Annotated in this window: 20 protein-coding genes; 18 read left to right on the top strand and 2 right to left on the bottom strand. The window is 58.5% G+C overall.

Annotation, left to right across the window (positions count from 1 at the left end; translation table 11 throughout):
- The first annotated feature begins 169 nt into the window (after positions 1-169).
- The 6 genes from CGK74_RS12675 (at position 170) to CGK74_RS12650 (ending at position 5,874) form a co-directional block, all read left to right on the top strand.
- Complete coding sequence (locus tag CGK74_RS12675; protein ID WP_206186245.1) at positions 170-1,507, top strand: ATP-binding protein; 1,338 nt, start codon at positions 170-172, stop codon at positions 1,505-1,507.
- Positions 1,504-2,046, top strand: coding sequence for a response regulator transcription factor (locus tag CGK74_RS12670; RefSeq protein WP_094268819.1), 543 nt, complete (start codon positions 1,504-1,506; stop codon positions 2,044-2,046). Before CGK74_RS12675 ends, CGK74_RS12670 begins: the two co-directional genes overlap by 4 nt.
- 5 nt (positions 2,047-2,051) lie before the next feature.
- A complete protein-coding gene (locus CGK74_RS12665; protein WP_094268818.1) occupies positions 2,052-2,942 on the top strand; it encodes a DMT family transporter in 891 nt (296 codons plus the stop codon).
- 299 nt (positions 2,943-3,241) lie between these two features.
- Positions 3,242-4,198 (top strand): PEP-CTERM sorting domain-containing protein, encoded by a 957-nt coding sequence (locus tag CGK74_RS19225; protein WP_240498717.1) that lies wholly within the window; start codon positions 3,242-3,244, stop codon positions 4,196-4,198.
- Positions 4,199-4,600: 402 nt separating this feature from the next.
- On the top strand, positions 4,601-4,813 hold the full coding sequence (locus tag CGK74_RS12655; RefSeq protein WP_017245590.1) for a helix-turn-helix transcriptional regulator: 213 nt from the start codon (positions 4,601-4,603) through the stop codon (positions 4,811-4,813).
- A gap of 38 nt (positions 4,814-4,851) precedes the next feature.
- Positions 4,852-5,874: a replication protein RepA gene (locus CGK74_RS12650; protein WP_054286749.1), complete on the top strand. Its 1,023-nt coding sequence runs from the start codon at positions 4,852-4,854 to the stop codon at positions 5,872-5,874.
- A 453-nt stretch (positions 5,875-6,327) separates the two neighbouring features.
- Here the strand turns inward: CGK74_RS12650 and CGK74_RS12645 are convergent, their stop codons facing one another.
- The gene (locus CGK74_RS12645; protein WP_054286750.1) at positions 6,328-6,567 is read right to left on the bottom strand and encodes a helix-turn-helix domain-containing protein; all 240 of its coding nucleotides are present in this window, start codon (positions 6,565-6,567) and stop codon (positions 6,328-6,330) included.
- Between the two features lie 142 nt (positions 6,568-6,709).
- Between CGK74_RS12645 and CGK74_RS12640 the strand changes: the two genes are divergently transcribed.
- From CGK74_RS12640 to CGK74_RS12620, 5 genes are read left to right on the top strand one after another with little or no spacing between them, the layout of a single operon-like run.
- The gene (locus CGK74_RS12640) at positions 6,710-7,366 is read left to right on the top strand and encodes a hypothetical protein (RefSeq protein WP_054286751.1); all 657 of its coding nucleotides are present in this window, start codon (positions 6,710-6,712) and stop codon (positions 7,364-7,366) included.
- Between the two features lie 17 nt (positions 7,367-7,383).
- Positions 7,384-8,028 (top strand): hypothetical protein, encoded by a 645-nt coding sequence (locus CGK74_RS12635; RefSeq protein ID WP_094268816.1) that lies wholly within the window; start codon positions 7,384-7,386, stop codon positions 8,026-8,028.
- The gene (locus tag CGK74_RS12630; RefSeq protein WP_043218884.1) at positions 8,025-8,441 is read left to right on the top strand and encodes a hypothetical protein; all 417 of its coding nucleotides are present in this window, start codon (positions 8,025-8,027) and stop codon (positions 8,439-8,441) included. The genes CGK74_RS12635 and CGK74_RS12630 overlap by 4 nt, the downstream gene beginning before the upstream one ends.
- A complete protein-coding gene (locus CGK74_RS12625) occupies positions 8,438-8,914 on the top strand; it encodes a putative molybdenum carrier protein (RefSeq protein ID WP_094268815.1) in 477 nt (158 codons plus the stop codon). Before CGK74_RS12630 ends, CGK74_RS12625 begins: the two co-directional genes overlap by 4 nt.
- Entirely contained in the window at positions 8,901-9,170 is a 270-nt protein-coding gene (locus CGK74_RS12620) for a hypothetical protein (RefSeq protein WP_017936950.1), read from the top strand. The genes CGK74_RS12625 and CGK74_RS12620 overlap by 14 nt, the downstream gene beginning before the upstream one ends.
- A gap of 6 nt (positions 9,171-9,176) precedes the next feature.
- Here CGK74_RS12620 and CGK74_RS12615 read toward each other — a convergent pair whose 3' ends face one another.
- Positions 9,177-10,751 carry an AAA family ATPase gene (locus CGK74_RS12615; protein WP_054286752.1) on the bottom strand — a complete coding sequence of 525 codons (1,575 nt, stop codon included), beginning with the start codon at positions 10,749-10,751 and terminating at the stop codon, positions 9,177-9,179.
- Between the two features lie 129 nt (positions 10,752-10,880).
- Between CGK74_RS12615 and CGK74_RS12610 the strand changes: the two genes are divergently transcribed.
- The 7 genes from CGK74_RS12610 to CGK74_RS12580 all read left to right on the top strand — a co-directional run bounded on the left by CGK74_RS12610 (position 10,881) and on the right by CGK74_RS12580 (position 21,423).
- Positions 10,881-11,618 carry a helix-turn-helix domain-containing protein gene (locus tag CGK74_RS12610; protein ID WP_054286753.1) on the top strand — a complete coding sequence of 246 codons (738 nt, stop codon included), beginning with the start codon at positions 10,881-10,883 and terminating at the stop codon, positions 11,616-11,618.
- A gap of 608 nt (positions 11,619-12,226) precedes the next feature.
- On the top strand, positions 12,227-12,433 hold the full coding sequence (locus CGK74_RS12605; protein WP_054286754.1) for a helix-turn-helix domain-containing protein: 207 nt from the start codon (positions 12,227-12,229) through the stop codon (positions 12,431-12,433).
- Positions 12,434-12,455: 22 nt separating this feature from the next.
- Positions 12,456-14,093 carry an ATP-binding protein gene (locus CGK74_RS12600; protein ID WP_094268814.1) on the top strand — a complete coding sequence of 546 codons (1,638 nt, stop codon included), beginning with the start codon at positions 12,456-12,458 and terminating at the stop codon, positions 14,091-14,093.
- 216 nt (positions 14,094-14,309) lie between these two features.
- Complete coding sequence (locus CGK74_RS12595; protein WP_054286756.1) at positions 14,310-15,869, top strand: type I restriction-modification system subunit M; 1,560 nt, start codon at positions 14,310-14,312, stop codon at positions 15,867-15,869.
- Positions 15,866-17,014 carry a restriction endonuclease subunit S gene (locus CGK74_RS12590; protein WP_094268813.1) on the top strand — a complete coding sequence of 383 codons (1,149 nt, stop codon included), beginning with the start codon at positions 15,866-15,868 and terminating at the stop codon, positions 17,012-17,014. Before CGK74_RS12595 ends, CGK74_RS12590 begins: the two co-directional genes overlap by 4 nt.
- A 1-nt stretch (position 17,015) precedes the next feature.
- Positions 17,016-18,332, top strand: a complete 1,317-nt coding sequence (locus CGK74_RS12585; protein WP_054286758.1) for an AAA family ATPase — start codon at positions 17,016-17,018, stop codon at positions 18,330-18,332.
- Entirely contained in the window at positions 18,325-21,423 is a 3,099-nt protein-coding gene (locus CGK74_RS12580; RefSeq protein ID WP_054286759.1) for an HsdR family type I site-specific deoxyribonuclease, read from the top strand. Before CGK74_RS12585 ends, CGK74_RS12580 begins: the two co-directional genes overlap by 8 nt.
- Positions 21,424-21,442: the final 19 nt, after the last annotated feature.

Here is a 21,442-nt window from a genome sequence, read left to right as displayed (position 1 = left end):
TCGTGCGCCATGGCGCAGGGTGGGCGGATGCCTGTGACAAAATGTCCTGTGGCGTTTTGTCGCAGGTGCACTCTAGGTCTGGCCACGTGGGCAAACCTTGATCTGGGTTAAAGACGCATGCATTTGCCCGGCATGTGATCCGGGCAATTCTTCTGAGGATTTCAACGGCATGACCCATCCTTCGGCCGAGCCGGTTGGCTTGGACGCCCCGTCGGCCGACGCGGCCGGCGAGCCGCGTGCGGCGTCTGCGGCGATCGCAGCGGTGCGCCTGGATCGTTCCCGCCTGCTCCAGCTGCGCTGGTTCTCGGTTGGCGCCATGGTGGCGATGGCGGTGATTGCGTTTCCGCTGCTGGCACCGGGGCATCCCGCGCAGCCCCTCCTTGGCGTCGCGCTGGTGCTGGCCGCGGTGAATCTGGCGCTGCAGGCGGGCCTGGCGCGCTGGCTCGATGGTCGGGGGGGCGCTTTCGTGCAGCTCGTGCTTGACCTCGTCGCCTGGGGGGCCTTCCTGTATTTCGGCGGAGGTGTGACCAACCCCGCCATTTCGCTGCTGTTGCCCGTCGTCGCCGTCGGCGCGTCCATCCTGCCATCGCGCCAGGCCTGGGCGCTGGCCGTGGTGGCTGTCGGGGTCTATGCCGTGCTGTGGGAGTTCCACCATCCGGTCCATCTGGCTGACGCTGCGTCCGCCATGTTCTGGCACCTGGCCGGCATGTGGGTGAGCTTTGCGCTGGCTGCCGTCACCGTCGTGTGGTTCATCGTCCGCCTGAACGCGGCCATCGCCAGGGGAGAGGCTGCGCTGGCAGAGGCGCAGGCGGCGCGCGCGCGCGACGCCTACGTGGTCGGTCTCGGCAACCTGGCGGCAGGGGCGGCCCATCGATTGGGAACGCCGCTGGGCACCCTGCGCATCCTGGCGGACGAGATGGCGCGTCGGCGGGACCTGCCGGCCGAGGTCCAGGAGGACGTGGCACTGATGCGCGAGCAGGTCGATCACTGCCGCGACATTCTCAACAGCCTGACGCAGGAAACGGGACAGCAGCGTGCCGAGGGCGGCGGGCAGGCGCCGGCGGCGGCCTGGGTCCGTGAATGCGTGGCGCGCTGGCAGCGCTTGCGACCTGCCGCCGTGCTGCGCCTGGATCTCGCGCCGGAACTCGCCCTGCAGGGCGTCGTCGCCGATGCCAGCCTGGGGGAGGCGCTGCAGAACCTCATCGACAACGCTGCCAACGCCAATGCCGCTGCCGGACAGGCGACCGAGGCGGTGGAGGTGCGTGGCCGGCTGGCGGAGGGGGCGCTGCGTGTCGAGGTCGCGGACCGCGGTCCGGGGCTGTCGCCCGAGCGTGTGGTGGCTGCCCGGCACGCGCCATCGGGCAGTCATTCCTCGGGCATGGGCGTGGGGCTGATGCTGGCGCATGCGGCTGTCGAACATCATGGCGGACAACTGTCGTTCCATTCACGCCCGGGCGGTGGCACCATTGCACGCCTTGTCCTACCGCTGCGCATGAGTGACGAATGACCGTTGAACACGCTCCGACCCTGCTTGTCGTCGATGACGACTCCGCTTTCAATCGCGTGCTGGTCCGGGCGCTGGCGCAGCGCGGCTTCGACACCTATGGCGCGACCGACAGCGAGGGCGCGCTGGAACTGGCTCAGGATCATTCGCCCGAGTTCATCGTGCTCGACCTGAACATCGGCGGCGAGTCCGGGCTCAAGCTCATCCGTCCGTTGCTCGAGGCAAGCCCTGGGGCGCGCATCCTGGTGCTGACCGGTTACGCCAGCATCGCCACCGCGGTCGACGCGGTGAAGCTGGGGGCCATCCAGTACCTGGCCAAGCCGGCTGAAGTGGACGCCATCATCAAGGCCCTGCGCGCCGAGGACGTGGTCATCGACGACCGTGCGCCCGATGCGCCGCTATCGGTCGACCGCCTGGAGTGGGAGCACATCCAGCGCGTGCTGGCCGAACACGAAGGCAACATTTCCGCCACTGCGCGCGCGCTGCAGATGCATCGCCGCACCCTTCAGCGAAAGCTCGCCCGTCCGCCGTCCGGAGCCTGAGCCGGGTGTCGTCCGGCGACCATCCGCTGAAGGCGGACCTGCTGCTCGTCCTCGCCACGCTGGTTGCCGCCGCGGGGTGGATCTTTTCCAAGGAAGCGCTGGCGGGCATGCCGCCGTTGCAGTTCGTGGGCGTGCGCTTCCTGCTGGCCGGCGTGGTGCTCGCGGCTTTGGGCTGGAACCAGTTGCGTGCGCTCGACCGTGCGGGGCTGCGTGGTTCGCTGCTGGTTGGCACCTTGTTCGCGGTGGCGATGGCGTTCTGGATCAAGGGCCTCGAACATGCACGCCACCTCGGGGAGGGTGCCTTCATCTCCAGCCTTGGCATCGTGCTGGTGCCGCTCATTGGCCGGCTGTTCTTCGGCGACCGTCCGCCGCGCCTGACCTGGGTCGCGATGCCGGTCGCGCTCGGCGGCTTCGCCTGCCTGTCGCTCGAGCATGGCTTCCGCTTCGAGCCGGGGCAGTGGTTCTTCATCGCCGCGGCCGTGGTGTTTGCGATCCTGCTCAATCTCAACAGCCGTGTGGTGCGCAACGTGTCGCCGCTGGCGCTGAGCGCGATACAGGTCTCGATGGTCGGGGGGCTGATGCTGCCGCTCTCCGCCCTCACCGAGAGCTGGCCCGACGCCGTCAGCACACCAGTGCTCGGCTGGCTGCTGGCGAGCGCCCTGATCGCGACGACCTTGCGCTTCTTCGTCCAGCTCTACGGCCAGAGCCTGACCACGCCCAGCCACGCCGCGGTGATCCTGATGCTGGAGCCGATGTGGACCGCCATCGTCGCGGCGTGGTGGTTTGGCGAGCGCATGACCACCCTTCAGTTCGTCGGCTGTGGCCTCATCTTCGCCGCGCTGGTGCTGAGCCGCTGGCCCTGGATTCGTGCGCTGCTGCGGACTGCGCTGAAGTAGGCGCCGCGCCGGCTGCCATGAGGTACAGCCCGTCCGACGCGAGCTGGAACGGCCGGTTGAATGCTGGGCCCGCCCTCACACTCACGCTGCGCCGTGTCGGATTTCTTTACACTTCCGGATTGCCCATTTTGGGTGATTTGCGGCGTTTTAGACTAAGTGCTCGTTGAGCAAGGAGAAAAATATTCATGCTAAATCTGGCGCGGGGATTGCATTAGCTGAGTTACTCACTGTCCCAGGGGATTGAAATGAAAAAAATGACAAAAACGCTTTGTGCGACAGCCCTGCTTGCGGGTACGTTCATGAGTGCGGGTGCCGCCCACGCGTTGTCGCTGCCGCCGGTGTCGAGCTGTGGTTTCCCCGACCCGAATCTTGCCAACCTGCTGTGCGTCACGACTTCGACCGGCGCCAAGGTTTACGTCGCCAGCCAGCACGACGACTACATCTCCTACTCGGTGAACGCCCTGACCCAGCTCTCGAGCTACGGCTATTCCGAGTTCTCGGAATGGAGCAGCCTGCCGTCCTTCGGTTCCGGCCAGATCGTCAAGCTGTTCTCGTTCAATGAATCGAACAACGGCGCGCTGCCGCCCGCCACCGGCGGTACGGGCGACAACCAGAACCCCTCGCCGGACGGCGACCAGACGCCGAAGAACGACACGCTCTACCTGGGCGAGTGGCCGTTCGACGCGGTCGTGACCGTGGGCGATCTGAAGAGCTTCCTGGGCGAAGGCAACTACTCGCCGGTGTTCTCGTTCGACCTCAACAACACGGCCAGGAACCTGCTGTCCCTGAACGGCGTATTCGAGATCGTGACCGATGTCGTGCGTGACGAAGACGGCAAGATCATCGGCAAGACCGTTATCGACACCTTCGCCTTCGACAACGTCTTCAACGTGAAAACCTACGACGAGGACTCTTTCGTTACGGCGTACCCGACGGTCGTGGTCAACTGGTTTGATCCGGGCAACCCGAGCTGCGATTTGAGCGGTCTGTGCACGATGAACGTCGACAACAACGTCGGTAGCGGCAAGCCTGACTTCTTCGCCTACGCACCTGAGCTCGATCTGCGCAATTACGACAACGGCTACGAGTTGTACTTCCAGCTGCGCATGACGGGTCTGGATTCGGGTGGTGAAGAACTCGCGCTGGTCAACATCATCAACATCCCGCCCACGCAGGTGCCCGAGCCCGGTGTGCTTGCCCTGCTCGGTATCGGTCTGCTGGGCCTGGGCGCGGGGCGTCGCAAGCTGCGTAGCTGATACGCCATCCTGATTTGGTGTGAGGTACTTGGGGCCTTCCTCGCAAGAGGGAGGCCTTTTTTCGTGAAGTGCCCGTAAAACAGAACGCCCCGCAGTCCTTCCGGATCTGCGGGGCGTGCATTGCAGCCCTCGGTCAGGCAGCGCTCAGACGTTAAACCAGAAATCTGGCCGGAAAGCTCGTGTAGGAGCGGAATTGCCTCTGCTATCACTCATCTTGTAGTCACTTCCATATACACTTTAGCCGCTGCTACCCGGAGCGAGGTCCGCGCATCGCTTGCCTGTCCCGCATCGCTGCCGTCGGATTTTTTGCTGCAAAAATTCCCTTCTGGGAATCCGTGACCGCTGCCGGGTCGTCGCCTGAAACTTCCTGCATCGACTTTCAATGTGCAGGAGGTGGGGACGATGAAAATTCTACGCCGCAAGGCCGTCTGCGAAAAGCTTGGCGGCATCAATGACGTAACGCTCTGGCGGATCACACGCGATGATCCGACATTCCCAGTATGCATCCAGATCAACAAGCGGGTTGTCGGATGGCTGGAACACGAAATTGATACCTGGCTCGGACAGAAGGCCGCAGCCGCCCGTACCGCCAGCAACAACGCTGTCCATCCCTGATCGCCGCGATCTCGCAGGTCAAAGGTCAGGATTCGACGATGCGCAGCATGGGCAGTTTGCTGGACACTGGCTTGGCAGAAGCCACGCCCAAGCGCGATCCGCTGCCGTGGATCAAGCAGAAAGCTGCCGAAGTGACGAAACAGGCGGAGCAGCACGACGCCGCCCATGCATTGACTCCACGGGTACGCCACTTGATCGACGAAGCTGTGGAGCTGGAGATCGAGCAGGCCCGCAACGCAGGCGCTACAGGCTACATCGCACACTTTCTGGCGCAGGCCACACTTCCTCATACAGACCCCAAGACCAACCATTTCAAACGCGGCACGGGCAAGCTGAGCCTTTCCATCGTAGCCAACCCCGACTATGGCGTACCGTATGGCGGGCTGCCGCGCCTGCTGCTGGCGTGGATGTGTACTGAAGCCGTTCGCACCGGTAGTCCCGATCTATCGCTTGGGCGTTCCCAGGCGGCATTCTTGCAAAGTCTTGATCTGCACAATGATGGCCGGTACATCGCGCGAGTGCGTGACCAGAGCTTGCGGCTGGTGCATTCGATGATTACCGTCGGTGGTGCAGATGGCGATGCGCTGCACGTCAGAAACATCCTCATCGCGGAGGAGGCGTTCGTCTTCTGGAGCTCTCGCGATACGGTGCGACGAGGGGCATGGGAAAGCTCGATCACCTTGAGCACAGACTTTTTTAAACGTCTGATCAGCGCCCCCGTGCCACTCAAGATGGAGGCACTACGTGCGCTCATAAAGTCGCCTCTGGCGATGGACATCTACACATGGCTGGTCTACCGCATGTTCACTTTGAACGTTGGGGCAAGCAAAGGAGGCAAACGGCTTGTTCACGTGCCATGGACTGGCCTGATGATGCAGTTCGGCTCTGGCTATGCGAATACTCCCAAGGGGCTGGCCAACTTCAAGACCAATTTCCGCCTCCGGCTAAACGAAGCGCTGCTGTTCTATCCCGAGGCTCGGAACCACATCGAGGAAACGAAAGATTGCCTGATCCTCACCCCTGCACGCCTGCATATCGCAGCGACCAAGAGGAGGGGATAAGCCTGTGGGCTTTTCGGGCTGTCCACGTGACATCACTAGCAAGACGGAAACCCTTGCCAGAGCTGGCTTTGGTGCCACTTCTGTAAATTGTCCACGTGACATCGCTAGTCATCGGTACGTGACATCACTAGCCGTTTTACGTGACATCGCTAGTCAAGATCAACGTGTGAGGTCGCCTGTAAGCCCCGCTGGGATGGCGATTCAGCCAGGAGGAGAGGTCGCCTCTAGTAGTTCTGCTTTTAGGTTTTTCCTAGTATTTATAAATACCTAGTAGCTACCGCCCTGCGGCTGTGGAAAATCCTTCGCTCCCTCCGGTCGCTGCGCGGCTACTCGTTACTCAAAAAACAGGACTACTTGGCGTCGGTTTTCTCAACATGCTATCGACAGGCCTGCCGGGGCAACTCGCCCCTGTCAGATGACATCGTAACGTTACGATAACGTAGCGCTACGATATTACGGTGCTGCCTCCTGTCCAGCTGCAGGCGCCTCCAGCAGTACCGAAGGCTCCACTTCCAGCGCTTCGGCCAGCTTGAAGATGTTGAGCAGCGCGATGTTGCGCTGGCCGCGCTCAACCCCACCCAAATAGCTACGGGCCAAGCCGCTCTCCAACGCCAGGCGCTCTTGTGACCACCCTTTGGTCTTCCGTATTTCAATCAGCTTCAGGCCAAAGCGCACTCGCGGATCAAGGGCCATATCTCTCTCTTTTCAAAAAGAAAGAATCTATGAGTGCCCGCCATATAAGGCCACGCTCTATATGAGCACGCTCTATAAGTGACAACTAGGCTCTTAATCACTAAAATGACCTCTATGAGTAACAATGGGGAGGCGGTGACGTATGGCAAGCGTCTGGAAGACTGCAGGGATGGGGGCGGCTGCGGGGCTTGCTGTTCCGGTGGCTGGGCTTTCAGGACTGGCTGCCGCTGGTTTTGCGCTGATTCTTGTACTGGCGATGTTCGGCATAGGGCCTGCGCGCCTGTCACAGACGTCGCTGTGGGGGCTGCTGACCAGTGAGCTGATGCTCTATCTGCTGATTTCGCTGGCGATCTTCACGCTGTCCTTCCGCTTTCTGGCACGTTTGCAGGCTCGCTGTCAGGCCCTTGTCGCCAAAATCAACGCCCAGCAGGGCCTGTCATTCGATGCTGGACAACTCTTGGGCTACCCCGCGCCGGCCTTTCTGGTGTTTGACCGGCAGCATCGCAAACTGGCTGTCTGTTCAATCGTGGATGAAACCTGGCGAATCCACGACTTCTCCTGGCTGCTTGGTTGGCGGATGACCTGGCGCGAGGTCGAGAGCATGGAGATGAACGGCGGCAGCCGTCAGGTCAACGCCAGCGGCATGAGCGTGCCGACCTTCGAGCGCACGGTACGCGCCAAAAACTTCGCCATCGAGCTGCAAACCGCCGATCCGCAACGACCAGTGCTCAGTTTTCCCATGAGCCGTCGGGCGGCGGAAACCTGGTGCGCCCGGCTCAATACCCTCTTCAACGGATAACCTCGCGAGGAACTGCGATGAAACACTACCGGAGCTTGCTGCTTCTGCCTTTTGTATTGACGGGCTGCGCCACAACCGACATGCAGGGGGCGTTGGATTCCCTGAACGGACTAGGACACTCCATTGGAACCAGTCTGTCGCAAGCGGCTACGCCCGCAAGCGCGGCAAGTCGCAACAGCTTGCTGGGCACTCCACTGCATAACGCCTTGCGCCACAATCTGTCTACCGACGGTCGCGCCCCGGAGTGGCCCAAGGTGGTGATCAGCAATCTGCAAATTCCGGCTGATCAGATGACGCTGACCCGCAGCCTCACGCTCAAAGCCAGCGATTGCATTCACTTTGACGCAGTGCTCTGGCACGACGCCAAGCGCTCCGAGCGCTTCAGCAATCTGTCGCTTTGCGCACCGGAGTTGCCGAAACAGTCGAACAATTTCGTGCTGACCTGGAAGAGCTTTTCCATCTCCGGAAAAACCAGTGGTCAGGTTCGCAGCGACGGCCCAATCCCACCGTACAGTAAGTTGCCCGGCGACCCAGCGATGGAACGCTGGCTGATGAATCAGTTCGGCCTTTACTATGTCAGTTCACTGTTGACGCTGGTCGGCTATGACCCCAACTTCACGGTCGATGACCGCCGCTTCTGGATCAGGAACATCAAGGGATGAAAGCGTTGCTGCTGGCGGCCATGCCAGTGATGCTGATGGATGGCACTGCCCCAGACCTCAACCACTGGTTGCGGATCGAGCCAGCCATCGTCGCCGCCGTGGAATGCCGTCAAGCCTTGCCGTTGCACGTACTGGACGGCATTGCGCCCAATGCTCCCGGCAGTTGGTCGCTGACACCGGCACGCAGCTTCACAGTGTTCGGGTTGCCGGTGACGCGTATCGAGCTGTTCATCGACCCGGATGGTGAATTGGGTGCGAGCTATACCGCAGTGATCGAAAAGCGCAGCCTGGAACAGGTGCGCAAGCAACTGAAGCTTGCCAGCCAGCGCGGGCGCATCGGCCAGCTCTCGGCAGATCAGCCCAGCGCAGAGGTTCAAGTGACTTGCACGGTCGCCGCAACGGGGCAAGGGTGAGCATTCAGCGCATCCTCTCCGGCGGCCAGACCGGCGTAGACCGGGCGGCGCTGGATTTCGCCATTGCCCGGCAGATTCCGCACGGCGGCTGGTGCCCGGCAGGCCGACGGGCCGCTGATGGCGTACTGGATGCTCGCTACCAGTTGATGGAGACCGAATCCAGCGGTTATCGCCAGCGCACCAAACGCAATGTGCTGGACGCTGATGCCACACTGATCATTTACCGGGACAGGATCGAAGGTGGCAGCCTGCTCACTCGCGATCTGGCGACGGGACACGGCAAGCCGCTACTGCTGTGCGATTTGCATGACCCTGCAGAAGAGCTGTTGGCGGCATGGCAAGACTGGTTGCTTAGCCATCCCGTCGGTATTCTCAACATTGCTGGCCCGAGTGAAGCACGCAACCCCGGTATCTACCTGCAGGCGAGCGCACTACTGGAGCTTTTTTGGAGCAAGGAACATGAGCCGATCTGATGCCCGCTGCGCGACACCCTATATCTACTCGGGTGAGTTGCAGATCCGTCCCGAAGTGGATGCCGCGCTGGCTGCGCTGAAAGACAAACCCTACACCGCCATCCCTAGCTGGAAAAATGACGGAACCTGGGAGCTGTGGACGGTGGAAGGCGACGGCGAAACCAAGCCCTGCATCATCAGCGGCCCATCGACCACTTACCCCAGCGAGGCCGATGCACTGGCCGCCGGTGCGGCCTGGCTATCCGGACAACGCTGAGCAACCTCAATTCCATCCCTCGCTGACAAAGCCAACGCCACGGCGGCTGATCTCCACCAGCGGCCTGATGTCTTGCACCTGGACGACTCCTCGGTCATCACGAGCTGCCGAGCCCAAGGCCCGCTGCAGAACCAGACGCACACTGCGCGGCGGCAAGGCTTGCAGACGGGACAGGACATCATCATTCAGTCGCTCGGCAAAGGCAGTGCCCCAGCTCGACTCGTCGCGGAGCCGGTTGTAGATCGACTGCGCAATGCTTCTGACCTGCTCCGGCTTGGGCGGTTGAATGTGCAGCACTGTCAGCCGTGAGCGCAGCGGCCCTGGAATCGCTTCCAGCTCATTCGCGGTCGCCATCCAATTGACATGACTGGCGTCGATGGAGAAATCACGGATCGACAGGTCGATGAAATTCCGCGCACTGCGCGGTTCCAGCAAGGTATAGAGCGCCGCCAGCGGATCGTATTGCGGTCGCCCGTTGCTGGCCTTATCCAGCTCATCGAGCACCACCACCGGGTTGGCCAGCGGCTGGTAGGCCAGCAGCTCGAAAAGCTGGCCTGGCTCGGAATTGCTCCAGAACGATTCGGAACCTGCGAGCGGCGAACTCGATTGCGTGCTCGCCATATCGAAGACCCGAAACGGCAGCACGAGCTGATCGGCCAGCCAGCGTGCCGCCTCGGTTTTACCAATGCCCGCCGGGCCGACCAGCAACACGGCAGGCCAGGACACGCGGCCATCGCCCAGACTGGACAAGGCGAAGTGATCACGCAGCAGCTCGGCCAGTTCATGGAAGTTTGGGAAAGCCTGCGCGAACTCATCCAGCAGGGCTTTCCAGTCCGGGGGTAGCAGGCCCAGTTGGCGGCTGCCATGGCCCGCCCGCTTGATCCGCTCTGCCATCGCCTGTGCGCGCTTGAACTTGTCGTCGCCTTTTGGTCGGTGGCGATCCACGAACGCCTCCAGCCCGGCTTCATCGAGAAAGACGATGCTCGGCAAGGGCGCTGATTTAGCGGCTTCTGTCGGCTGCTCCTGAACCTGCTCCGGTTCGGCTTCACTCAAGACCGGCTCATTTTCAGCCGCCACGGCGGCACGTACATCTTCGGTCGTCACCTTGCCCAGATCGTGCACCACCTGCTGTACCCCCTGTTCGACGATGAGCTGGCGGCTGCGGCGCACTTCTTCGGCAAACAACCCTTGGATGCCGTCATGTTGCGGGCAGCGCTGGGGACGGATGCCGTCCCCGATAACCTGTGCGCCGCAGACGGGGCATTGTTGCAGCGAAAGGTGCTTGGTCTGGGCAATCAGATCGAACACTGCCGCTGCACGTTCGCTGTGGCGTCGCGGCGGCTGGTAATGAATGACCAGGCGATCCCGGTTGCAACTCACCGACAGTGAGCCCTTGAGTGCGAGCACTGTGGGCGGCAGCAGGCATTCCACCTGGGCAAACAGATGTGCTACCAAAGCCAGATGCCCCGGCGCGGGTTCGACGATCTGCCGGGCAAGCCAGGGATGCTGCTCCTTGAGCGCAGTAATGGCAGCTTCGTATTCCCGCAGGCGCAACGGACGGATTTGCTTCGGCTTGCGCATGATGGCCTCTCAAAACATCTAACTATAATTTACTATAACGCCAATTTACACGAATCGCCAAACTCCGCGCGCTCGTCTTGTCGGCCAATAAGTCTTATAGTGATTTACAGTGAATTCGCAGAGCCCGATATGCCAAGCCTTACCAACGAACAATTGCCAGCCCTTGCCGCTGCCTTGATACGACTGCGCGGGGAAACGCTGGGGCGGATCGCCGAGGCCACCGGTATCCGCACTGCCAACCTCTCGGTCTGGCTGCGTGGCAAGGAGCAGGTGATCTCCGCCAAACGACTGGTCGGCCTGTTGCACCACCTCGGTGTGGAAGGCGGCCGCCTGCGTACCGACGTGTTGCACCCTTGGCATGATCGCGGGGCGCTGGATGACAGCAAGCTTGTACTAGGCACGCTGCTGGCCAACACGCAGCCAGTGTGGTTGTTTCAGGATGAACAGCCGGGGCTGATCAAGACGCGCTTTCTGTTGGCTGGCGATGTGCTGATCCGCATGGAGATCGAGCCAGGCGTCGATCAGGCCCTTGATCTGGTGACAGTCGTCAGGGTGGATCGTGTCATCACCACACCTACGGCATTGGCCGGGGTGCCAAGTGAATCACTTGAGTCAGCACGTAGCGCACTTTTGGCACTGGCGGAGCAGGCTGCTGCGGACGTGGGGGACGAAGAGCTGCTGGAAGGGCTGATGTTCCGTCTGAGCGAAACTGTTGATAGCAATATTGCTTCCCCGCAAGGTTGGCAACGATTGGAGCAGGCGCTGCGCTTTGCATTCAACGCAGGAGCACAACCTGCTGACATCGCCCGCGTAGTTGACGCCCATTTCCGCAGCGGCGGCAATGCGGACATGCCGCCAACTGAGTAGACAAAAAATGCGCTGTTTCCAGCCATCGGGTTTCCAAATCCTACGGCGCTGATCGCAATGACTTTTAGCTGGTCACATGCCCCGTTACTCCCTATTTAGGCTTGCGTACATACTGATTGTGCATTGCGTTCTTTCCAACGCTCTGCTGTTCGGGCACATGGTCAGGCACCAGAAGTCCTATTTCCGATTGCGTACATACCAACATCGGCGGGCGTGCATTCCAAATCCCTTGACTGTTATTGCTTATCTTGTGCCCAGGCGAGGGAGTAACGTGGCATGGCGCTTTGTGACCAGCAAAAATTATCTGTGCGATCAGGTCGGGCTGCCGGCTAACTGTGTAAACAGTGTGGCGGCATGCTGGCAACAACGTGGCAACCTTGTGCGAACAATGTGTTGAATGGGTGGCAAGGATGGTGGCGACAATGTGGTCACCCTATGGCGACAGTGTGTAGCCATGGTGGTGACAGTGTGGTGCTGCGCCCTTTGTTACCACATTCAACTTACAGCGAACGCAGTCAAAGGCAATCGGGATGCTTCCACAGCACCTAAATGGTAGACTTCAGACGATTTAAGACGACTTTCAATCGCAACCTCCGAGCGCCATCGACATGAGTACAGAACCGTGGGTTACCGCCGAGCACGTCGCCCAGCACTTGGGCGTGGCCAAGGACACCGTGTACCGCTGGCGCGAGCGCAAGGGTCTGCCCGCGCACCGCGTAGGGCGGCTGTGGAAGTTCCAGCTCTCGGAAGTGGATGAGTGGGTACGAGCTGGAGGTGCCGATGAAGCATCGGGCGATGGGAGCGAACAAAAATGAATCCAGCAGGGGAAGGTGACGCGTGAGCTTGGAAGGGCAACTCCTCGACCAGAAGTCCTTGCGGGCCGTGACCGGCAAGACGGCAGACTGGAACGAAATCGCCAAGGATTGCATTGCCTTTGCCAATGCAACTGGTGGTCGTCTTCTGCTGGGGATCGAGGATGGTCAGAGCGAGCCTCCAGCCGATCAGCGCATTCCCCCAGACCTGCCTGACACACTACGTCGCAAACTGGCAGAGCGCACAGTCAACGTGACGGTGTTGCCGGATATCGTCACCGCCCCTAATGGCGGCCAATACATCGAGTTGCGCATTCCGCGATCCATGGCAGTCGCATCCACCACGGATGGCCGCTACTTCCTGCGCGTAGCCGATCAAAGCAAGCCGGTGACGGGCGATGACGTGATGCGTCTGGCCAACGAGCGTTCCGCCTTGCCGTGGGAAACGCAATCCACCCTGCATGTTCCCCGTACCGAGAGTGATGCCGCCAAACGCCACAAGCTGCTCGCAGCCTTGCGTGCATCGGATCGCGTCAAGCCTTCCGTGAAGGAGAAGTCCGACGACGAACTGCTCGATCACTATCAGCTCGCACAAGGACCGAACCTCACCAACCTGGGCGTGCTCTGTCTGGGGCGTCAGCATCATCGCGCTCAACTGACCACCGCTCCGGTCATCCAGTTCATCAAGTACGACGAGCACGGACAGAAGGTCAACAAGCTGGTCTGGGACGACCACACGCAAAGCCCGATGGAATTGATCGAAGCGGTCTGGCAGGAGGTGCCTGACTTCCGCGAGCGCTACGAGCTTCCTGATGGCCTGTACCGTCAGAATGTGCCCGCTTTCGATGAGATCGTGGTGCGCGAACTATTGGTCAACGCGTTGGTACACCGCCCCTACACCCAGCGCGGCGACATCTTCCTGAACCTACATTCGGACCGGCTGGAAGTGGTCAACCCCGGACCTTTGCCGCTGGGCGTCTCGCCGCGGAACATCCTCCACACCACGGTACGCCGTAATGAACACCTGGCACGGCTGTTCCATGACTTGAAGCTGATGGAGCGGGAAGGCAGCGGCTTCGACAAGATCTACGAGGTTCTGCTCTCGCAAGGTCGCCCGGCTCCCGAATTGATCGAGACCCACGACCGCGTGCAGGTGACGGTGCGCCGCCGCATCCTCAAGCCCGAGGTCATCGACCTCATTGCGAAAGCGGACCAGACCTATCAGCTAACGCAGCGTGAGCGGATCGCATTGGGTCTGTTGGCGCAGCACGATGCGCTGACGGCACGCGAGCTGGCAACGTTGCTTGAACTGCCATCGGTAGAAGCATTGCAAGCCTGGCTCAAGCGCCTGCTGGACTGGCAGTTGGTGCAAAGCGCTGGGCGTACCCAGGCCACGCGTTACTTTGTTGATCCAGGCCTGCTGCGCAGTCTCCAGTTCACCGGCGGGACCACTCTCAAGCGCATCGAGCCGCATCGCCTGGCCGCACTGGTGTTGGAAGACCTGCAACGCTACCCCAGGTCGGCCATCAGCGACATTCACCAGCGCGTTGGCGGCGAAATCCATCCCAAGCAGGTCAAGCGTGCGCTGGAAGAATTGATCAAGCGCGGGGAAGTCCGCTTTGAAGGCAACAACCGCTGGCGGCGGTACTGGGCGGTGGTATGAGCAGCCTATCGGACAACCTGCATTCTATTGTCGATAGATGGGCGATAGAGACTGGGCGATACACCGGCAACCGCCCGAGGAATCAAGGGGTTCTATCGACGCAAGACGAAGAAAACCGGGAGATAGGCAGCGGCCCTCTTGGCATAACTTCCCATTTCCTGCAGTTCAAGCGTCAAGCCTGAGCAGCACACAACGAATCAAAACTGGATTTTCAAGATGACAAGCAACGAACAACGCGCCGCGCTACAGCGCAAGATCTGGGATATCGCCAATGACGTGCGCGGTGCCGTCGATGGCTGGGACTTCAAGCAATACGTGCTCGGCACCCTGTTCTACCGCTTCATCAGCGAAAACTTCACCGACTACATCACCGGCGGCGACCCGTCCGTCAATTACGCCGCCATGGCAGACGATGACCCTAACATTGCGGCCGCCAAGGATGACGCCATCAAGACCAAGGGCTATTTCATCTACCCCAGCCAGCTCTTCGCCAACGTGGCCGCCAATGCCAACACCAACGAAAGCCTGAACACGGACCTGGCCAACATCTTCAAGGCCATCGAAGCGTCGGCCAACGGCTACCCCTCCGAGCACGACATCAAAGGCCTGTTTGCGGATTTCGACACCACCAGCAACCGCCTGGGCAACACCGTCAAAGACAAGAACGAGCGCTTGGCCAAGGTGCTCAAACGTGTGGCTGAGCTGGATTTCGGCGGCTTCGACGCCAGCCACATCGACCTGTTCGGCGACGCCTACGAGTTCCTGATTTCCAACTACGCGGCCAATGCGGGGAAATCAGGCGGCGAGTTCTTCACCCCGCAGCAGGTCTCCAAGTTGATTGCCCGGTTGGCGATGCATGGGCAATCCAGCATCAACAAGATCTACGACCCGGCCTGCGGTTCTGGCTCGTTGCTGCTGCAAGCCAAGAAGCAGTTTGACGATCACATCATCGAAGACGGCTTCTTTGGGCAGGAAATCAACCACACCACGTACAACCTGGCGCGGATGAACATGTTCCTGCACAACATCAACTACGACAAGTTCAACATCCAGCTCGGCAACACGCTGACAGAGCCGCACTTTGGCGATGAAAAGCCCTTCGACGCCATCGTCTCCAACCCGCCGTATTCAGTGAAATGGATCGGCAGCGACGACCCGACGCTGATCAACGACGAACGCTTCGCCCCGGCCGGTGTGCTTGCGCCCAAGTCCAAGGCCGACTTTGCCTTTGTGCTGCACGCGCTCAGCTACCTTTCCAGCAAGGGGCGCGCCGCCATCGTCTGCTTCCCCGGCATCTTTTACCGGGGCGGTGCCGAGCAGAAAATCCGCCAGTATCTGGTGGATAACAACTACGTCGAAACCGTGATATCGCTGGCGCCCAACCTGTTCTACGGCACCACCATCGCCGTGAACATCCTGGTGCTGTCCAAGCACAAGACCGATACCGACATCCAGTTCATCGACGCCAGCGACTTGTTCAAGAAGGGCACCAATAACAACCTGCTGCTGGATGCGCATATCGACCAGATCATGGCGGTGTTCGACAGCAAGGAAACCGTCGACCACTTCGCCAGGTCGGTGCCGTTGGAAGATGTGGCTGCCAACAACTACAACCTGTCGGTCAGCAGCTACGTGGAAGCCAAAGACAACCGCGAGGTGGTGGACATCGCCCAGCTCAATGCCGAACTGAAAACCACCGTTGCCCGGATCGACCAACTGCGCAAGGACATTGATGCCATTGTGGCGGAGATTGAAGGCGGGGAGTTGGAGGTATGAGCGGTGTGAGTTTTCTGGAAAAGCTGCTGGATGGGGAGGCAGTGGAGTGGAAAGAGCTGGGGGATGTCATCAGATTAGAAAAAGGCCGCCAGCTAAATAAAGAACTGCTTTGTGAAAACGGACCTTACCCGGCCTATAACGGAGGGGTAACGCATTCCGGGTTTACCGACACATTCAATTACTCAGAAAACAAAACCATAATAAGTCAGGGTGGCGCGTCTGCTGGTTTTGTTAATTTCGTCACATCCAAGTTTTATGCCAATGCGCACTGCTATGTAGTGCTACCAAATACTGAGGCAGTTGAGAACCGATATGTTTACCATCTCTTAAAACTCAATCAGGTGCGTCTGGCCGGTAAGCAACACGGTGCGGGCATACCCGCATTGCGACCCAGTGAGATTTTAGAAATCCCCATTCCCATCCCCTGCCCGGACAACCCCAAAAAATCGCTTGAAATCCAGGCCGAAATCGTTCGCATACTGGACAGCTTCACCGAGCTGACCGCCGAGCTGACCGCCGAGCTGACCGCCCGCAAGAAACAATACAACTACTATCGCGACAAGTTGTTGAGTTTTGAAGAAGGGGAAGTGGAGTGGAAGGCGCTGGGGGATCTCGCAGAGAACCTCGACTCAATGCGAAGGCCAATCACTAGCGGGCTAAGAGAGCCAGGTGATATCCCATATTACGGAGCCTCGGGAATCGTTGACTATGTCAAAGACTATATCTTTGATTGCGACCTTCTACTTGTTTCCGAAGATGGAGCGAATCTATTAGCACGAAACACGCCAATCGCATTTAGTATTAGCGGAAAGAGCTGGGTGAATAATCATGCTCACGTACTGAAATTCAAAACATCTGTCGAGCGAAAGTACGTTGAATACTATTTGAATAGCATCGACTTGACGCCTTATATCTCAGGAGCAGCTCAGCCAAAGCTAAATAAGAAGAGTCTTGAAAGTATTCGCATCCCGAATCCACCTCCAGAAGATAAGAAGCGAATCGTTGACATCTTGGATAAATTCGACGCCTTGACTGGCTCCATCAGCGACGGCTTACCCCGCGAAATTGAGTTGCGTCAGAAGCAATATGAGCATTACCGCAATCTGCTTCTGAACTTCTCGAAACCAGAGGCTGCGGGGGAATAAAGTGAGCAAAACACTGAAAGAAATCGCCAAGAAGCTAATCGACGCCAATAAGAAAGTGCAACTGATCTATGCGTTTAATGGATCGGGAAAAACACGGCTGTCCCGTACGTTCAAAGAGCTTGTAGCCCCGAAGAATAATGGGCAGCAGAACGATGATGAAGCAGCCCCCGCGCGCAATAAGATACTTTACTATAGCGCCTTTACCGAAGACTTGTTTTACTGGGATAACGACTTGGAGGCTGACTCCGAGCCAAAGCTGAAAATTCAACCGAATACTTTCACGGACTGGCTCATTACCTTACTCAAAGAGCTGGGTGAAGATGGAAATATTGTTTCTAACTTCCAGCGATATACGGGTAGCAATGCCAATCCCATCTTCAATGAGGAATACAAGAGGAAAGCCAAGGACTTTAATGGGAAAGAGGTAGAGATTACCATTCCAGCCTTCACGGAAATTGTTTTTCAGGTGGCGTCCAGTGTTCCTGAGAGAGATGAATCTACCGCTGATTCTGCAAATGACGAGCACCATACAGCCCAAGGGCACTACAAGGCTATAAAGATATCCAGGGGCGAAGAGAGTAATTTTATCTGGAGCGTTTTCTTCACTCTTCTCCAGCAAGTTGTATCGACATTGGATGAACCCAACGTGGGTGACAGAGTCACTGACAAATTCAACAACCTTGAGTATGTCTTTATTGATGACCCGGTGTCGTCCTTGGATGATAGTCATCTCATTGCACTTGCAGTCGATTTGGCTGGATTGATAAAGCGCAGTTCTTTCACCGATGGCAAGGGGCTGAAGTTTGTTGTAACGACACACAGTCCTCTCTTCTACAATGTTCTGCACAACGAGTTCAACAATGATTTGAAGAGGGTAAATCAGGAAGGTAATTCCTCATGGGTTTACAAGCGTGGTCAATCCGAAAAATATCTTCTAAAAAAGAAGGCGGATGGGGGATTTGATCTGCACTCATCAAATGACCACCCCTTTTCTTACCACCTGTTCCTGCTGGCCGAACTACGATGCGCGGTTAGAGATGGACAGATAAAAAAATATCACTTCAATTTTTTGAGAAATATACTCGAAAAGACTGCGACATTCCTTGGCTATCCACGATGGGAAGATTTGCTTGAGAAGACTGCGGATGGTGTCCCGGATCCATTCGTAAGCAGAATCCTGAATTTTTCTAGTCATTCTGCGCACGCAGGTGAAGAAGTGGCTGAGATCGAAGACTCTGATAAGGAAAGGCTTGCTGAACTGGTTTCATTTTTGAGCGAAACCTACCGCTTCAATGAGCAAGAGGCCAAGAATGCTTGATTACAAGGCCATCGCCGAATCCAATAATTTCATTGTTCTGGACAAGTACACCCGGGAGTGGAAGGTTGCCGAGCACTACCAGAGCGAAAGCGACCTGGAACGGGAGCTGATCCAGGATCTGGTCAATCAGGGCTACGAGTTCGCCTCGTCCATCAAGACGCCCGAAGCCTTGCTGGCCAACGTGCGTGTGCAACTGCAGGCGCTCAACGCCGTTCAGTTCACCGAGGGCGAATGGCTGCGCTTCGTGGAAACCTGGCTGGACAAGCCCAGCGAGGGCATCGTTGAAAAGACCCGCAAGGTTCACGACGACTACATCCACGACTTTATCTTTGACGATGGACGCATCCAGAACATCTACCTGCTGGACAAGAAGAACATCGCCCGCAACAAGGTGCAGGTGATCAAGCAGTTCGAGCAGACGGGCAGTCATGCCAACCGCTATGACGTGACGATTCTGGTCAATGGTCTGCCGCTGGTGCAGGTGGAGCTGAAGAAGCGCGGCGTGGCGATCCGGGAAGCCTTCAACCAGGTGCATCGCTACAGCAAGGAGAGCTTCAACAGCGAGCATTCCTTGTTCAGGTATCTGCAGCTGTTCGTGATCTCCAACGGCACCGACACCCGTTACTTTGCCAATACCACGCAGCGCAACAAGAACAGTTTCGACTTCACCATGAACTGGGCGAAGGCGGACAACACGCTGATCAAGGACCTGAAGGACTTCACGGCCACCTTCTTCCAGAAGCACACCTTGCTCAATGTGCTGCTGCATTACTCGGTGTTCGATGTCAGCAATACGCTGCTGGTGATGCGGCCTTACCAGATCGCCGCCACGGAACGCATTCTGTGGAAGATCAAGAGCAGCTATCAGGCCAGGAACTGGAGCAACACGGAAAGCGGCGGCTATATCTGGCACACCACCGGCAGCGGCAAGACCTTGACCAGCTTCAAGGCAGCGCGCCTGGCCACGGAGCTGGACTTCATCGATAAGGTGTTCTTCGTGGTGGACCGCAAGGATCTGGACTACCAGACCATGAAGGAATACCAGCGCTTCTCGCCGGACAGCGTCAACGGCTCGGACAGCACGGCGGGCCTGAAGCGCAACCTGGAAAAGGACGACAACAAGATCGTCGTCACCACCATCCAGAAGCTCAACAACCTGATGAAGAGCGAGCCGGACTTGCCCATCTACGGCAAGCAGGTGGTGTTCATCTTTGATGAGTGCCACCGCAGCCAGTTTGGCGAGGCCCAGAAGAACCTGAAGAAGAAGTTCAAGAAGTTCTACCAGTTCGGTTTCACCGGCACGCCCATTTTCCCGCAGAACGCACTGGGCGCCGAAACCACGGCCAGCGTGTTTGGCCGTGAGCTGCACGCGTACGTGATCACTGATGCGATCCGCGACGAGAAGGTGCTCAAGTTCAAGGTGGACTACAACGATGTGCGCCCGCAATTCAAGGCCATCGAGACCGAACAGGACGAGAAGAAGCTGAGTGCGGCGGAGAACCGGCAAGCCCTGCTGCACCCGGATCGCATCCGCGAGATTACCCGGTACATCCTGAACAACTTCCGGCAGAAGACCCACCGCCTGCAACCGGGCAACAAGGGCTTCAATGCCATGTTCGCCGTCAGCAGCGTGGATGCGGCCAAGCTGTATTACGAGTGTTTCCGGGAACTGCAGAAGAGCAGCGACAAGCCGCTGAAGGTGGCCACCATCTTCTCGTTTGCTGCCAACGAGGAGCAGGATGCGATTGGCGATATCCAGGACGAGAGCTTTGATGTGTCGGCCATGAACAGCAGCGCCAAGGAGTTCCTGAGCGCGGCCATCGCCGACTACAACGCGCTGTTCAAGACCAACTTCAGTGTGGACAGCAATGGCTTCCAGAACTATTACCGCGACCTGGCCAAGCGCGTCAAAGAACAGGATGTCGATCTGCTGATTGTGGTCGGCATGTTCCTCACCGGTTTTGATGCCCCCACGCTCAACACGCTTTTTGTCGACAAGAACCTGCGCTACCACGGGCTGATGCAGGCCTATTCGCGCACCAACCGCATTTATGACGCCACCAAGACCTTCGGCAACATCGTCACCTTCCGAGACCTGGAGCAGGCCACCATCGATGCCATCACCCTGTTTGGTGACAAGAACACCAGGAACGTGGTGCTGGAGAAAAGCTACAAGGAGTACATGGAAGGCTTCACCGATGCGGCCACCGGTGAGGCGCGTCGGGGCTTCATGGATGTGGTGCGGGAACTGGAAGCACGCTTCCCCGACCCTGCCGCCATTGAGAAGGAGGCGGACAAGAAGGCCTTCGTCAAACTGTTCGGCGAGTACTTGCGCGTCGAAAACGTGCTGCAGAACTATGACGAATTTGCCAGTTTGAAGGCGTTGCAGGGCGTCGATCTGACGGACCCTGCCGCAGTAGAGGCGTTCAAGGCCAAGCACTACCTGGGCGATGAAGATCTGACCGCGCTGCAGGCCATCACGCTTCCGTCCGAGCGGAAGATTCAGGACTATCGCTCGACCTACAACGACGTACGTGACTGGCTGCGCCGCCAGAAAGCAGGGGCCGAGAAAGAAAAATCCACCATCGACTGGGATGACGTGGTCTTTGAGGTGGACCTATTGAAGTCTCAGGAAATCAACCTGGACTACATCCTGGAACTGATTTTCGAGCACAACAAGAAGACCAAAAGCAAGTCTGAGCTGGTGGATGAAGTGCGGCGTGTGATTCGCGCCAGCCTGGGCAACCGCGCGAAAGAAAGTCTGGTGGTGGACTTCATCAACCAGACCGATTTGGACCAGATCGGCGACAAGGCCAGCGTAATTGAGGCCTTCTTCACTTTCGCTCAAGCGGAACAGCAGCGAGAGGCTGCAGAGCTGATTAGCGACGAGGGCCTGAACGCAGAAGCCGCCAAACGCTATATCACCAACTCACTGAAGCGCGAGTTCGCCACCGAGAATGGCACGGAGCTCAATGCGGTTCTGCCTAAGATGAGCCCATTGAACCCGCAATTCCTGACCAAGAAGCAGACTGTCTTCCAGAAGATCGCTGCCTTTGTTGAGAAGTTCAAGGGTGTAGGCGGGCAACTATAAGCACTCGATTATCAGGGAG

This window comes from Thauera propionica, assembly GCF_002245655.1.
Lineage (GTDB): Bacteria > Pseudomonadota > Gammaproteobacteria > Burkholderiales > Rhodocyclaceae > Thauera > Thauera propionica.
Note: the sequence above shows the minus strand (reverse complement) of the source record. Positions and strands in the feature narration are given on the sequence as shown.

Excerpts from the sequence above, each read along its gene's own strand:
- CGK74_RS12675 (WP_206186245.1), top strand. The coding sequence starts at position 170 with ATGACCCATCCTTCGGCCGAGCCGGTTGGCTTGGACGCCCCGTCGGCC.
- CGK74_RS12670 (WP_094268819.1), top strand. The coding sequence starts at position 1,504 with ATGACCGTTGAACACGCTCCGACCCTGCTTGTCGTCGATGACGACTCC.
- CGK74_RS19225 (WP_240498717.1), top strand. The coding sequence starts at position 3,242 with ATGAGTGCGGGTGCCGCCCACGCGTTGTCGCTGCCGCCGGTGTCGAGC.
- CGK74_RS12655 (WP_017245590.1), top strand. The coding sequence starts at position 4,601 with ATGAAAATTCTACGCCGCAAGGCCGTCTGCGAAAAGCTTGGCGGCATC.
- CGK74_RS12650 (WP_054286749.1), top strand. The coding sequence starts at position 4,852 with ATGCGCAGCATGGGCAGTTTGCTGGACACTGGCTTGGCAGAAGCCACG.
- CGK74_RS12645 (WP_054286750.1), bottom strand. The coding sequence starts at position 6,567 with ATGGCCCTTGATCCGCGAGTGCGCTTTGGCCTGAAGCTGATTGAAATA.
- CGK74_RS12640 (WP_054286751.1), top strand. The coding sequence starts at position 6,710 with ATGGCAAGCGTCTGGAAGACTGCAGGGATGGGGGCGGCTGCGGGGCTT.
- CGK74_RS12635 (WP_094268816.1), top strand. The coding sequence starts at position 7,384 with ATGAAACACTACCGGAGCTTGCTGCTTCTGCCTTTTGTATTGACGGGC.
- CGK74_RS12630 (WP_043218884.1), top strand. The coding sequence starts at position 8,025 with ATGAAAGCGTTGCTGCTGGCGGCCATGCCAGTGATGCTGATGGATGGC.
- CGK74_RS12620 (WP_017936950.1), top strand. The coding sequence starts at position 8,901 with ATGAGCCGATCTGATGCCCGCTGCGCGACACCCTATATCTACTCGGGT.
- CGK74_RS12615 (WP_054286752.1), bottom strand. The coding sequence starts at position 10,751 with ATGCGCAAGCCGAAGCAAATCCGTCCGTTGCGCCTGCGGGAATACGAA.
- CGK74_RS12610 (WP_054286753.1), top strand. The coding sequence starts at position 10,881 with ATGCCAAGCCTTACCAACGAACAATTGCCAGCCCTTGCCGCTGCCTTG.
- CGK74_RS12605 (WP_054286754.1), top strand. The coding sequence starts at position 12,227 with ATGAGTACAGAACCGTGGGTTACCGCCGAGCACGTCGCCCAGCACTTG.
- CGK74_RS12595 (WP_054286756.1), top strand. The coding sequence starts at position 14,310 with ATGACAAGCAACGAACAACGCGCCGCGCTACAGCGCAAGATCTGGGAT.
- CGK74_RS12590 (WP_094268813.1), top strand. The coding sequence starts at position 15,866 with ATGAGCGGTGTGAGTTTTCTGGAAAAGCTGCTGGATGGGGAGGCAGTG.
- CGK74_RS12580 (WP_054286759.1), top strand. The coding sequence starts at position 18,325 with ATGCTTGATTACAAGGCCATCGCCGAATCCAATAATTTCATTGTTCTG.